This is a genomic window from Clostridium carboxidivorans P7, from assembly GCF_001038625.1.
Lineage (GTDB): Bacteria > Bacillota > Clostridia > Clostridiales > Clostridiaceae > Clostridium_AM > Clostridium_AM carboxidivorans.
The window spans coordinates 889164-902261 of the sequence record NZ_CP011803.1 but is presented as its reverse complement, the minus strand read 5'-3'; the positions used below and the strand labels follow the sequence as shown (position 1 = coordinate 902261).

Annotated in this window: 11 protein-coding genes; 2 read left to right on the top strand and 9 right to left on the bottom strand. The window is 31.2% G+C overall.

Going from position 1 to position 13098, the window contains the following annotated elements:
• Nucleotides 1-14: 14 nt before the first annotated feature.
• The 3 genes from Ccar_RS03890 to Ccar_RS03880 all read right to left on the bottom strand — a co-directional run bounded on the left by Ccar_RS03890 (nucleotide 15) and on the right by Ccar_RS03880 (nucleotide 4230).
• Nucleotides 15-1031: an SAM-dependent methyltransferase gene (locus Ccar_RS03890; protein WP_007060434.1), complete on the bottom strand. Its 1017-nt coding sequence runs from the start codon at nucleotides 1029-1031 to the stop codon at nucleotides 15-17.
• 884 nt (nucleotides 1032-1915) lie between these two features.
• Nucleotides 1916-3097 carry a GGDEF domain-containing protein gene (locus tag Ccar_RS03885; RefSeq protein WP_007060435.1) on the bottom strand — a complete coding sequence of 394 codons (1182 nt, stop codon included), beginning with the start codon at nucleotides 3095-3097 and terminating at the stop codon, nucleotides 1916-1918.
• A gap of 311 nt (nucleotides 3098-3408) precedes the next feature.
• Nucleotides 3409-4230, bottom strand: a complete 822-nt coding sequence (locus tag Ccar_RS03880) for an Imm6 family immunity protein (RefSeq protein ID WP_007060436.1) — start codon at nucleotides 4228-4230, stop codon at nucleotides 3409-3411.
• 159 nt (nucleotides 4231-4389) lie between these two features.
• Here Ccar_RS03880 and Ccar_RS03875 point away from each other — a divergent pair, with 159 nt between their 5' ends.
• Nucleotides 4390-5118 (top strand): metallophosphoesterase family protein, encoded by a 729-nt coding sequence (locus tag Ccar_RS03875; protein ID WP_007060437.1) that lies wholly within the window; start codon nucleotides 4390-4392, stop codon nucleotides 5116-5118.
• Between the two features lie 130 nt (nucleotides 5119-5248).
• On the opposite strand, the gene Ccar_RS03870 is transcribed toward Ccar_RS03875, so the two are convergent.
• Genes Ccar_RS03870 through Ccar_RS03860 form a run of 3 tightly spaced genes read right to left on the bottom strand, consistent with a single transcriptional unit; the run spans nucleotide 5249 to nucleotide 9043 of the window.
• The gene (locus tag Ccar_RS03870) at nucleotides 5249-5695 is read right to left on the bottom strand and encodes an aconitase X swivel domain-containing protein (RefSeq protein WP_341391592.1); all 447 of its coding nucleotides are present in this window, start codon (nucleotides 5693-5695) and stop codon (nucleotides 5249-5251) included.
• 3 nt (nucleotides 5696-5698) lie between these two features.
• Nucleotides 5699-6988 carry an aconitase X gene (locus Ccar_RS03865; RefSeq protein WP_007060439.1) on the bottom strand — a complete coding sequence of 430 codons (1290 nt, stop codon included), beginning with the start codon at nucleotides 6986-6988 and terminating at the stop codon, nucleotides 5699-5701.
• A gap of 15 nt (nucleotides 6989-7003) precedes the next feature.
• The gene (locus tag Ccar_RS03860; protein ID WP_048029900.1) at nucleotides 7004-9043 is read right to left on the bottom strand and encodes an FAD-dependent oxidoreductase; all 2040 of its coding nucleotides are present in this window, start codon (nucleotides 9041-9043) and stop codon (nucleotides 7004-7006) included.
• 284 nt (nucleotides 9044-9327) lie between these two features.
• Here Ccar_RS03860 and Ccar_RS03855 point away from each other — a divergent pair, with 284 nt between their 5' ends.
• Nucleotides 9328-9954: a TetR/AcrR family transcriptional regulator gene (locus tag Ccar_RS03855; RefSeq protein ID WP_007060442.1), complete on the top strand. Its 627-nt coding sequence runs from the start codon at nucleotides 9328-9330 to the stop codon at nucleotides 9952-9954.
• A 338-nt stretch (nucleotides 9955-10292) separates the two neighbouring features.
• Here the strand turns inward: Ccar_RS03855 and Ccar_RS03850 are convergent, their stop codons facing one another.
• Genes Ccar_RS03850 through pfkB form a run of 3 tightly spaced genes read right to left on the bottom strand, consistent with a single transcriptional unit; the run spans nucleotide 10293 to nucleotide 13097 of the window.
• Complete coding sequence (locus Ccar_RS03850; protein WP_007060443.1) at nucleotides 10293-11693, bottom strand: PTS fructose transporter subunit IIC; 1401 nt, start codon at nucleotides 11691-11693, stop codon at nucleotides 10293-10295.
• 21 nt (nucleotides 11694-11714) lie between these two features.
• The gene (locus Ccar_RS03845) at nucleotides 11715-12158 is read right to left on the bottom strand and encodes a PTS sugar transporter subunit IIA (RefSeq protein ID WP_007060444.1); all 444 of its coding nucleotides are present in this window, start codon (nucleotides 12156-12158) and stop codon (nucleotides 11715-11717) included.
• A complete protein-coding gene (gene pfkB / locus Ccar_RS03840) occupies nucleotides 12159-13097 on the bottom strand; it encodes a 1-phosphofructokinase (protein ID WP_007060445.1) in 939 nt (312 codons plus the stop codon).
• Between the last annotated feature and the right edge of the window lies 1 nt (nucleotide 13098).

Sequence of the window (13098 nt, the reverse complement as noted above, 5' to 3'; positions counted from 1 at the left end):
TAATTCTTAAATAATCACACTTGTAATTTATATAAAAAGCCTGGTTTTTCACTAACTACATATTGAAACCTTAACTCTTTCCATTTATTATTTCTCCAGTCTATATCCATTATTTTATAAGGTAAGTTTAAAGAACATTGGTTGTAGGTTAATTGCTCTCCTTCAAAAACTTGTATAGTGGTAAGTAAACATAACCTTTTATATCGTTTCTCTATGGTATGTGAAAGCTCAATCTCTATTTCAGGAAATTCATAGTTTTTATTTTTCATTACTCTTTTTACACCCTCCTTATTCAACTCAAATATTTTACTCAGAGGATAATAGAAATCGTCTTCCGCCCCCTCAATTCCCATTGTTCTTTCCATTTCCCTCTTGGGGTCTATTAAGACAGCTTCAATATCTATATTTTGTGGTATTAAAATTCCTTCTATCTCCATTTGAGGAACTAAGTTAAGAGTTATAGCTACTTGTGGTTCATTTTTAAGTGCATTTTGCATGGTTTCTGTAATAATCATATGAACAGGCTTACTTTTATCAATCTTGTATTCTGTAGCATCACATTGGACAATTTCTTCTACATATTCTTCCACTTCAAAAACTTTAATTATCTTTTTTAAAGCCTCTATACTTCCCTGATTTATTTCAAGCAAGGTGAATTTTATTTTCTCACTTGAAAAAACAGTAGTCATCGGAAGCATTAGTGTTGCAAAAGGACCTGTACCTGCATACAAAATATGTATTGTTCTATCAGGAAACTTTTCTTGAGCTTTTTTTATTCCATAAAAAATCCCCCTAATAAATCTCTTTGTTCTCATTAATTCCTTCACACAGACCCCTGCCCAAAACGTACCAATTGCCTTTCCTTTTGGAAGATAGTATTCTTTTCTACTATACTCATCTTCCTTCAACTCTGATGCAGCTAGAAAAAGTCTGAATAAATCATCACATGTATCTTTTATTTTTCCATACTCATCCTCTTCTTCAAGCAAAATTCTAGTTATCTCTTTCAATTTTTCTTTATAACTGTTCATAAAATTAAACTTCCTCCTGTTTGCAAAAAATCCTTATATTCTAGGTTGCTAATTTGTGCATGAATCCACCATTCCCATTTATCACATAAATATATTCAACCTTGCTTATCTTGTGTTACTCACGTTAGCATATATTGTAACTTCATCAATCCTAACGAATTCCATTTCCAATATATTGTATTAATATAATATTCTTCACCTTTCACCAAATACCTTTATATAAATAAATTTTTATGCAATTTTTCTATTTTTGTGAAAATTCTTTATATATTGCTATCATTAATGATAAAGTCAAACAATTTTGCAAATCATAATTTTCTATAGATATTTTATTGCTATTTAACACACAAATATAATTTTTAAAATTTATATAGATAAATGTCCACATAAAAATACTTACACTCAAATAGTATAGTTATTTTTTATAAAATACCATTGGCCAAATGGCCAGTTTTTTATTTAAATATAACTTTTATTTCTGCAAGTCTATTATCAGCAATTACATCTAATTCTGTTTCAATATAGCCTACGAACAAAAATATCTTCTACCAAACTAAGCTAATATGTAAAAAAATCATCTTAATTTGTTTGAAATTTGTTTTTATTATAATTTAAAAGTTTTTTATGTGATATACCCCTTTTGGAGTATTTTTATGATAAATTTTAAAAATTATTATAAAAACTTCACTATGTATTTGTTATGGATTTTCTACTGGATAGTTACCTTTAAATAAATGGAAAAATAAAAAAATTCTCTATACAACCATAATTGTAAAGAGAATTTTTCGTTTAAGTACAAATTATTCCGAATAACTTTTTTATAATTATTTAACAACAAATTGATACTTCAATTCATTCACTAAAGAAATCTTATTCTTTTACTTTTACATATCCAATGAAGCTATTACAACTTTATTTCTCCCTTGTTCTTTAGCTTGGTAAAGGGCAACATCTGCTGATTTATAGGAAGCATCAAAGGATTCTGAAAAATTGTCTTTTAATAGAGAAATACCAAAGCTTGCAGTTATCTTTATTTGAATTTTATCAGTAACTATCACATTATCCTGAATTGCCACTCTAATTTTTTCAGCTATAACATAAGCTTCATCAATTGAAGTATCAAAAAGAAAAACAAGAAATTCTTCACCACCCCAACGAGTAATTAAATCATTGGGCTTTATATGCTCCATAAAAATACGGCTTGTTTCCTTAAGCACAATATCTCCAATAGGATGGCCAAGTTTATCGTTTACATCTTTAAAATAATCAATATCCACTAAAATAAGAGCTGCTGCTTTTTTTGTTTCAGTTAAAATTTTCATTTTTTCAGAGGCTTGGGCACTAAAACATCTTCGATTCAAAAGTCCAGTTAAAATATCATGATTTGATAAATAGTCTAACTTAAAAATAGTCTCTTCTAAAATTATATTTTTAGCTATTTTCTCATAATAATTATTATAAATAACTGTTGAAATCAGAATAACTGCCAAAAAATAAATTAATCCGTTTACACCATTAGAAATTAATGAATTAACATTATGTTGAAATATTACCAATCCACCTATATAAACTAAAAACGGAATTGAGTACACAACTAAGTTTAATGGAAAACGCATCAATATAACAGCACTAAATATAATAAGATTAGCTATAAAAACACTGGTTATGTTCCCATGTACAGCTAGATCTAAGCCATTAATTATAGCCATGGAGCTTAAAAGTAAACTAGTCAAAATTGGAATTAATAATTTATATATTTTTTCCACTCTACATTCTTCATATTTTCCTAAGATTTTTATTAGTACTATTCCAATAATAGATACAAATAATATTATTAGATGTAAAATGAAGAACCTATTATCATTCCAAACTGCATGAAAAGAAGGATTCATCATATATGGTATATCATTAAATAATATAAATACAAGTTCAAATATCATATATGAAACAAGAAATAATTTTATTCGTGTAATATTACTTGCATTAAGATCATGGTTAATTTTACACTTTTGTTCTTTTGTAAAGGCATAATTTGACTTATTAAAAAAACTTAATTTATTCATCATGGTTCTCATTCCTTCCACTTAAACTAGTCACAAATTGCTTATTAAAACGCCAAATCTCCCATAATGCTATACCATTCTCTTAATAATAATATAATTATATATCAAACGACTTTATTTTACAATTACCGACTTTAGAAGGCTGTTTAAAAACTACTTTGCAATGTAATATTTTAATAAAGTCGCTTTCCTAAAATTGAATAAGAGTAAACAAATTAAGCTTCTAACATAAAAATAAAACTGTCTTACAATAAAATCACTTTCTAATATAAGACAGCTTTTGTTGCTAAAATCAACCAACTTTTGCACTGAAATTATAAATTATTTAAACCTAAACAAATAAGTACTTTCTCTTCATTAATTAATTTATCCTGTATCATATAAAGCAAAAATTTTATAAACATCTCTGACATATTTTCTCCCTGGAAACTATCAAGTATTTCAGGAAGTGGACAATCTTTACCTTCTTCCTTGTAAATAGCAAGTGTAAGTATATATGATGTTATATTGCTTATATGACCTATAAGTAATATAATATCCTTATCTTCTACTTGACATGAAAGCTCAACAATATCTGAACAATCTTCACTATCTAAAAGAGGATAAAGTTCATCAGTTGTAACACCTTCTCCTTGTACAAATTTCTTGCACACTTCAAGAGTTCTTTCAACAACTTCCACCCACAAACTATCATCTGATAACTTTGATGCTGCATTTTTCTTCTGTTTCATTTCGCGAAGTAATATTTCACCAATTCTAACCAATGTACTGCCTAGTTCAATGTCTGATAACATTTCAATATTACTTTCTATCCATTTAAGTGGAGCAAGAAACTCCCACATAATCTTAGGAATCTTTAGTAATAACTCCTGTTTTGGTTCAAAGTAGTTATTTGAAAAATTCTCTGCATGTTTTAAAAATAAATCTTCCCCCATCTCATAACGTTCCCAAACAATTGGTTTTTCATCTAGTCTTATTTCATAACGAAAACCATTAACCAAGCAGTATGCATTACTTGCATTACTAAAATATATAAGCAAATCACCAAAATCAATATTATTTTTTAAAGCCTCTGCTACATTAGGGGCAATTGTTTTCCTTAAAATTAATTTATCTAAAATTTCCTTTCGTGACATAATACAACCTCTTTCATTCATTTTATTATCTGTATGCTATAATTTATTATATAGACAAACTATTATTTGCTCAACTTTCGTATATACAATTTTCACTTAATTAACTATTAATTATTCGCTCTTACCTATTAACTAAAATATAAATCAAGGAGGACTTTTATGAAGGTAGCAGTTTTATCTGATATTCATGGCAATGGAATAGCATTACAATATGCAATAAATGATTTAAAAAGTTTAGGTATTAAAAAAATTATTATTTTAGGAGATGTAGTGATGAAAGGTCCTATGCCTTCACAGCCTCTTCAAATGCTAAAAGATACGGATTTAGAAATTATAGCATGGATTAAAGGAAATACAGATTTATGGCTTGAAGAAATTACAGATGTTTGGATGCCTTCAACAAAAAGAGAAAAGGAACTATATTCATATTATAAATATGCAAAGGATAACTTAAGCGAAGATCAAATATCATTTCTTAAAGAATTGCCATTACAATGTTCAATTAATTTAAATGGAATTAGCCTACTATGTGTTCATGGAACACCTCAATCCATAGTTGAAGCAATAGATAACAGTGTACCAGAAGAAGAAATTAAAAAAGCAATAAAAGATGTGAAAGAACAAATTATTTTAAGTGGACACTCTCATACTTCTTTTATTGGTGAAGTGGATGATAAAATCATATTTAATGTGGGAAGTATAGGCAATTCACTTGATGGCGATAATAGAATATCCTATGGAGTTTTAGATTTTGTTGAAGATAGAGTTAATTTAACAAATAGAAGAATTAGTTACCCTACAGATAAGATTATTAATATAGCAATTGATAATAAACTTCCTCTGCTGGATGAATATAAAAGTGTTATATTAAATGCTTATATGTACTAGACATACTTCCATATTAAAAAACACTAAAGATAATATACAAGGATGCAGTATATGTGGACAATCTATATCTGCATCCTTCTTTCTAGAAAATTTTTGTATTTACCAAGTTCTTCTGACATTGTTACCTGCTCTATTCCACTATAACCGTTCCATCTTCCTTTATTGTAATGAGATTTCCATCCTTAACATAATCTAAAAAATCGCTGCCAAGCTGATCTATAGTAACAATTTTTTTATCATTCCAAACATCACTTAGTATTATTCCAGCAACAGCTAATGAATCTATATGTTCAGAAAAAAGCATTGCCTTAGGTCCAATTCCTAAACTAACAGCACTTTGCAAAATCATTCCACCAGTAGTAGATCCAATGCTCTGTGGAAGACATATTATTTTTCCTGTTAAATCTTTATTATATAAGTCTTTATTATTTTGATCAGAGCATATGGCTTTATCCTTATTAAAGCTTTTAATGTAAGATGCAATAATATTTAAGCCTTGATGAGTTACAATACCTTCTCCCTCTATATTTCCTGCTAAAACAACTCTACCTTTAAAAATTCTACTCAAAACTTTCACCCCCTAAATACTGCCGCTGACAATAATTTTTAGAATTTCATCATCCAAGAAAAACCTTGCTTTTGAATAAGTTCTTAATTTATTGGAATTTGTTACAGGAAATTGTTTTGAACCTTTGGTATTACCAAGATACATAAGCGGGCACAAATAGTTAAGTGTCAATCCGCATTGAAGCAATTTATTATAACTTTCTTCATCCTCTTTAAACTTATTGATTACATCTGGTGCTGCTGACAAATAGGTAGTTAAGGCTACTTTCTCTTTGCCAGCACTCTTTAGAGCTTTTGATATATTTTCAACCCATTCATATATTTGTTCCAGTGACAAATGAGGACATCCTATAAGACATATATCTGGTTTAGCATTTATATCCTTCCACATCATTGGATAAGCCTTCATCACTCTTTCAAGCTCACTATCATCTATCACATAGGTCTTATAATTAGGAACTAAAAGACCTCTTCCCTCATCTGCTGCCTCTGGAGTTATATTTTCCACGTGATATAAACCTACTGCACCATTTGAAGCACTAGATGCTCCCATATCTTTAAGATAATCTGAAACAACTGGGGTAATTTTATTACCTAAAAATTTATCAAGCCCAATAATATATGGTACCTCTTCTACTACCTTCATTCCTATAGCACTACCAAGCAGATGTGCATTAGGTTTTGTAGAAGTTCTTACCTCTATCAGCCATTTTGCTTTTCTCCCTTCATTTGTTACAAGTCCAAACTCAGGAACTTTTCCTATGAGAGCACATAAAAGCTCAATGACACCAGAATTTCTATTGGTTCTGGCACCAAGAACTGAATTGGCATATACTACTGCCGAAGATTCAGCCCAGGAAATTACTTGTCCCATTTTAGGCCTATTTCCAACTTCCTTCATATAGCAAGTGCAGGTGAAAGCATTGCTATTTTTAAGTCCTAGCTTTTCCAATTGTTTTATATATCTATCCTGATTACAATAGGTTTCTAATAGTGCTTCCTTCTCTGCTTCAGTATATTCAATATTTTCATAATCCATAGGCTTTGGATCTACTGTAAAAGGATGCTTTACTTTTATTCCTGACTGAATAATTTCATCCATAATATCAAATACAGTATCTAATCCAGACCTTCCGAAGGAAGTAACAATATGAGCAGGACCTTCAATAGGCAAAAGTCTTTTTGCTCCAAAAGCTTCACCATAAAGTACTACAGACTCTAGTATCTTTTTCATAACCTTACCTTGTTTTCCGTCTAAAATTTCCTTTTCCTCCAAAGTAAGTTCCATGTTATACTTCTCCATACATATTCCTCCTAACTATATCTCCATAGCAATTTCATAAGCAGACCATATAGCTTCCATTACATTTGTAGGGAACTTTGCATCTCCAATAAGATAGACATTGTCACCCTTAACAGCTTCATAAAGACTATTATTGCTTATATAACCTATTGAAACTACAATATGATCAACTGGAAGTTTGACAGTAGTTGCTATTCCCTGAGGCCCTATAGCATAAGGGAACCTTGCACGATTGTTGCTATTAGGATAATTTTTCTGTATTACTTTTATTTCAGCAGTTCCATCTTGATATTTTATAAGTGAAGCATTTTTAATTACATCTACCTTATAATAATCAAGTAATTCCATAAGCATATTATAATTAGCTGCAGACAACCCCATAACATTCAATATAGTTTCACTTAATTCAATAATAGTAACTTTTTTGCCCTTTTTACTTAAATCATAGGCAATTTCACATCCAGTTAAGCCACCTCCAATAATTAATACACTTTCACCTTTTACATTTCCTTTTAATAAAGTATCAATTGCATAGGTAACATTATCTCCCTCTAAACCTTCTGCCTGTAAAGTTCTTTCTTTAGCTCCAGTTGCTATAAATACTTCATCATAGTTATTATTTTTAATAAACTCTTCAGTTACTTCAGCATTCAAGTGAACATTTATCTTTAAATCCCTTATCTGCTTTTTATACCAGCTTAATAGTTTTTTATCATCATCCTTAAAATCTGGTGCAGCAGCAGAAGTAAAAACTCCTCCAAGATTTGCATTCTTCTCATATAAATCAACACTATGGCCTCTTAAGGCAGATACACGAGCTGCTTCCATACCTCCAATTCCACCACCAACAACTAAAACTTTTTTCTTTAAAGCTGCCTTCTTAATCTCATAACTTACTTCCCTTCCACAAGCAGGATTTAAAGCACAGGAAATATCTTTTCCCTGAAATACACGTCCAAGACATCCTTGATGACAGCATATACATGGTCTTATATTATCCAAATCACCATTTTCAAACTTTTGTGTTATATAAGGATCTGCTAATAATGGACGACCCATTCCCATCATGTCAATTTCGCCATCACCAATTACCTTATCTGCTAATTCTGGATCATCAAAACGACCTGCACAAATTACTGGTATATCAACAACTTTCTTTATTTCTCTTACATCCTTTAAATTACATGCCTTTGGCATATATGTTGGTGGATGAGGCCAAAACCATGAATCGTAACTTCCATTATCACAGTCTAAAGCGTCATAACCTGCATCCTGTAAAGCTTTGGCAATGATTTTACTTTCTTCTATATCTCTTCCGAATTCTTCAAATTCTTCACCTGGAAGCGCACCACGATTAAAGGCTTTAATATAACTTTTTACACTAAACCTAAGCAGCACAGGAAAATCCTTACCACATTCAGCTTTAATAGCTTGTACAATTTCTATTGGAAGCCTTAATCTATTTTCCAAAGAGCCTCCGTATTCATCAGTTCTGTAATTCATAGAAGCAATAACAAACTGATCTAGCAAATATCCTTCGTGTACAGCATGAATTTCCACTCCATCAGCTCCTGCCTTCTTAGCAAGATAAGCACCTTGAGCAAAACTTTTAATCAACTGTTTGATGTCTTCTTTAGTCATTCCAGGATTCTTTTTTGTTGGATCCCACACATTTTGTATTTCTGCTGGCACAGGTTCTGTACCATGAGCGCCAGCTCTTCCTGTTAGCCCACTTAATTGAATAACAACTTTGCTGCCATACTTATGTATTCCTTCAGTTAAATACTTCTGATTTTTAACATAAGTTTCTGGATTATTAACTATACAGGGCATTCCTTTACGAATACTAACAACTGGTACTAAACCAGTGACGATTAAACCTGTACCTCCCTTAGCTCTTTCAATGTAATAATCGGCACCATCTTTAGAATAGCTGCCATCATTATTCATTAATCTTGGAGAAAATACCCCCATTGGCATCATAGCAATCCTATTTTTCACTTCCATATTTCCAATTTTAATAGGTTGAAATAGATTAGAATATTTATTAGACATAAATGTACACTTCCTCTCATACAATTTATAGAATTAAATTCACCGAATATCATTCTGTATAAATCGTAACACTGGAATTTTAAGATGTCAAACTTGAAATAACCACAAAATTGACTTGATTTTCAATCAGTGCTATATTTAAAATTAACAGGCTTCTTAGTGTCTTTAGCACTTAGAAGGCGTTATCCAGGCGCGTAGCAGTGCTTATCCCTCATTTTGATAAAAAATGAGGGGTTAGCACTGGTAGTGATGGAAAAATCTTTTTTAAATAAGGAACTTTAATTATGAATAACTTAACAACAAGACAAAAGCAATCTATTGAAACTAAAAATAAAATATATTGTTGTGCTGTAAACCTATTTGCTAAAATGTCCTATGAAAAAGTAAAGATAAGTGATATATGTAAAGCTGCAAATGTTTCTGTTGGAGCTTTTTATCATCATTTTCAGTCAAAGGAAAGCATTATTAATGAAGCCTTTAACGCATTAGATGAAAAATTAAAGGAAGAGTGGGATTCTTATACTCAAAAATCAACATTGGAAACCATTCGTTTTCTAATGTCTACTCAACTTTTGATGCTTAAAAATGATAGTTCTATTTTGGCAACTCAGTTTTTTAAAAATCAACTTAGTAATGAAGAAAAATACATTTTAAATAAAAATAGATTTTTTTATAAGGCTCTACTTAAGGTAGTCAAGACATCCATTGATAATAATGAATTCAGAGGTTCAGCAGAAGAAATAACAGATACGCTGCTTAGAATATCCAGAGGTACAATTTACGATTGGTGCCTTCACGAAGGCTCCTATGAACTGCTTAAACAAGGACTAAATGATATTGAAATGGTAATCTTCTATTATATTCACAAACAAACTTTTAAAGGACAATTGACAGAGGACAGAGGACAGTGAAGGTAAGTTTTCCTCTCTACGTCGGAAAACTAATTTATTTTTAAACTTGTTTTGCTAACGCAAAATAAGCTTTAAATTTATATAAGTCAGCAATGTTTCGCTTTAGCGAAACGAGTCATCAAAAATTTAATTAAAGATTTTTAGTAGCAAAGCGGAGAAAAATCATCCTTCACTGTCCTCTGTCAATTGTCCTCTGTCCTCTAAAAAAGTTGCATCGCATCATGCTCATATTAAGTCAAAATTATATTTGCGAAAGTTGAGTTCAAAACAAGCAAGAACTGTCTTACTTTAGAAATTACTTTCTATTGTAAGGCAGTTCTTAAAACTAATATTTATATCTATTCAATATTTTTCTTAACTACTGAAAGTATCACAGCTGTTACTACAGTACCTGCTACTAAAGCAATTAAGTATCCACCAAGGTTTGTTACAACATTTGGAATTGCTAAAACCCATGCCCCACCATGAGGAACTGCAAGTTTACAACCAAGCATCATTGATAGTGCTCCTGCAACTGCAGAACCTGCCATGTTTGCAGGTATTACTCTTAATGGGTCTGCTGCTGCAAATGGTATAGCACCTTCTGTTATAAAGGATAATCCAAGTGCCCAAGCTGCTTTTCCTGCTTCTCTTTCTGCATCTGTAAATTTCTTTTTAGCGAGTACTGTTGAAGCTAAAGCTATTCCAAGTGGAGGAGTCATTCCAGCTACCATAACTGCTGCCATTATTGGAGAACCACCTGCTACTATTGTACCTGTACCAAAAACATAAGCTGCTTTATTAACTGGACCACCCATATCAAATGCCATCATGCATCCAAGAATTAAACCAAGAACTGCTGCATTTGCACCTGCCAAGCCTTTTAACCAAGCTAGTAAAGCTGTATTTATAGCTATAAGAGGAGTGCCTAAGATAAATAAGTATATTAAACCAATTAGTGCTACTGAAAGTAATGGTAATATTAAAACTGGCATTAAACCTTCTAATGTTTTTGGAAGTTTAATAATCTTCTTTAAGCCTAAAACTATATAACCTGCTAAGAAACCTGTGATTAAAGCACCTAAAAATCCACTGCTGCCAGCTGCTGGCGGATGAGCTAAAAATTGTCCACTATAAATTGCTCCACTTGCAAGAGAACCACCTACAAAACCAGCTGCAATACCTGGTCTATCAGCTATTGAATAAGCAATATATCCTGATAGAACTGGTAACATAAGAGCAAATACTCCTTTACCTGTGTTGAACAACGCTTCTGCTAGAGTTCCAGGGCAGTTATAAACATAAATTCCACCAAGTGCGAAACCTAAAGCTATTAAAAGACCACCAGCTGCAACAAATGGTATCATGAAGGATACACCTGTCATTAAGTGCTTGTACACACCTGTTTTCTCTTTCTTTTCAACTACTGGCATTTTTGTATCAGCTTTTCTTTCTGCTGGTTTAGCAGCCAAAGCTCTGTTTATAAGGTCTTTAGAATCCTTAATTGCATCTTTAACTGAAACTTTTACCATTGCTTTGCCTACAAATCTTGACATATCAACATTTGTATCTGCTGCAATTATAACTGCATCTGCTTCTTTTAACTCCTGCTCTGTAATTACATTTTCAGCACCTACAGAACCTTGAGTTTCAACTTTTATTTCATGCCCCATTTCCTTTGCTGCCATTTGAAGGGCTTCCGCTGCCATATAAGTATGAGCTATACCAGTTGGACAAGACGTTACTGCTACTAATTTCATAATTTTTTCCCCCTTTATTATTTATTCAAAAACTTCTATGAATTCTTCAAAACTCTGTGCTTTAAATAACTTTTCTCTTATTTCAGTGTGCATAAGTTTTCTAGAAATTTCGCTTAATGCCCTTAAATGAATATCGCTTGATTCTTCTGGAACAGATATAAGGAAAAATAAGTAGGCTGGTTTATCATCCATAGATTCATAATCTATACCTTTATTACTTCTTCCAAAAGTTATAGAAGGTTCCTTTACAGCATCACTTTTCCCATGTGGTATTGCAATTCCCATACCTATACCAGTTGAAAATTCTTCTTCTCTTTTTAAAACAGCTTGTCTAAATTTTTCTTTGTCAGTTATTTTGCCATCATCATATAAAACTTGTATTAACTCTTTTATAGCCTCATCTTTATTAGTTGCTTTTAAATCAAAACATATTCTGTTCTTTGAAAACATGTCTTTTGTTGCCATTTAAAATTCCTCCTTAATTTCACATTTAACATCTATTAATAATTTCTTTACCTGTTCTAAAGTACAAGCTTGAGTACCTTCAAGTGATACTGAAGCTGCACCACAGGCTGTTGCAAATCTTAAAGTTTCTTCATCACCATAATTGTTCAATAAGCTGTACACTATAGCTGCTACCATTGAATCTCCAGCACCTACAGTACTTTTTACTGGAACCTTAAGTCCATGGCATTTATATACACCATTTTTTGTTACAAATACTCCGCCTTTTTCTCCAAGTGAAATCATAATTTTTGATATTCCCTGGCTGTTTAGTTGTTTAGCTGCATTTATAATGCTTTCATCGGAGACATCACTTAAGTTTAACAATTTTTGTAGTTCATGATCGTTAGGCTTAATAATATCAGGGCAAGCCTTTATGCCTTGTTCCAAAAGATTTCCACTTGCATCTAGAATTACTAGTGCTTCTTTTGCTTTTGCTATTTTTGTTAACTGTAGATATATATCATCTGGTAAGGATGGACTTACTCCACCTGATAAAACTACAATATCTCCTTTGTTACATATTGACTTAAATTTATTTATAAATGCTTCAAGTTCGTATTCACTAATGTTTGGACCTGGTTCATTTATATCTGTATTTGTATTACTTAAACTATCCACTATTTTAGTATTTGTCCTTGTTTCATTTTTAATATGGATAAATTCATTACTTAGTTCCCTTTTTTTTAAATCTTGGATAAACACATTCTCAAGGTTGCCACCTAAAAAACCTGTACATAAAGAATTTACATGAAAGTTTTTTAAAACTTTTGAGACATTTATGCCTTTTCCGCCAATGTCTTGTCTTGTAGTAATTGCCCTATTTACATTTCCAATACTTAATCCATTTAATGTAATAGTTTTATCTAGAGCAGGATTTAAAGTTACTGTTATTATCACA

Bases quoted from the DNA above. Each gene is read 5' to 3' on its own strand.
- Ccar_RS03860 (WP_048029900.1), bottom strand. From the start codon at position 9,043: ATGTCTAATAAATATTCTAATCTATTTCAACCTATTAAAATTGGAAAT.
- Ccar_RS03890 (WP_007060434.1), bottom strand. From the start codon at position 1,031: ATGAACAGTTATAAAGAAAAATTGAAAGAGATAACTAGAATTTTGCTT.
- Ccar_RS03880 (WP_007060436.1), bottom strand. From the start codon at position 4,230: ATGTCACGAAAGGAAATTTTAGATAAATTAATTTTAAGGAAAACAATT.
- Ccar_RS03865 (WP_007060439.1), bottom strand. From the start codon at position 6,988: ATGGAGAAGTATAACATGGAACTTACTTTGGAGGAAAAGGAAATTTTA.
- Ccar_RS03850 (WP_007060443.1), bottom strand. From the start codon at position 11,693: ATGAAATTAGTAGCAGTAACGTCTTGTCCAACTGGTATAGCTCATACT.
- Ccar_RS03885 (WP_007060435.1), bottom strand. From the start codon at position 3,097: ATGATGAATAAATTAAGTTTTTTTAATAAGTCAAATTATGCCTTTACA.
- Ccar_RS03845 (WP_007060444.1), bottom strand. From the start codon at position 12,158: ATGGCAACAAAAGACATGTTTTCAAAGAACAGAATATGTTTTGATTTA.
- Ccar_RS03875 (WP_007060437.1), top strand. From the start codon at position 4,390: ATGAAGGTAGCAGTTTTATCTGATATTCATGGCAATGGAATAGCATTA.
- Ccar_RS03855 (WP_007060442.1), top strand. From the start codon at position 9,328: ATGAATAACTTAACAACAAGACAAAAGCAATCTATTGAAACTAAAAAT.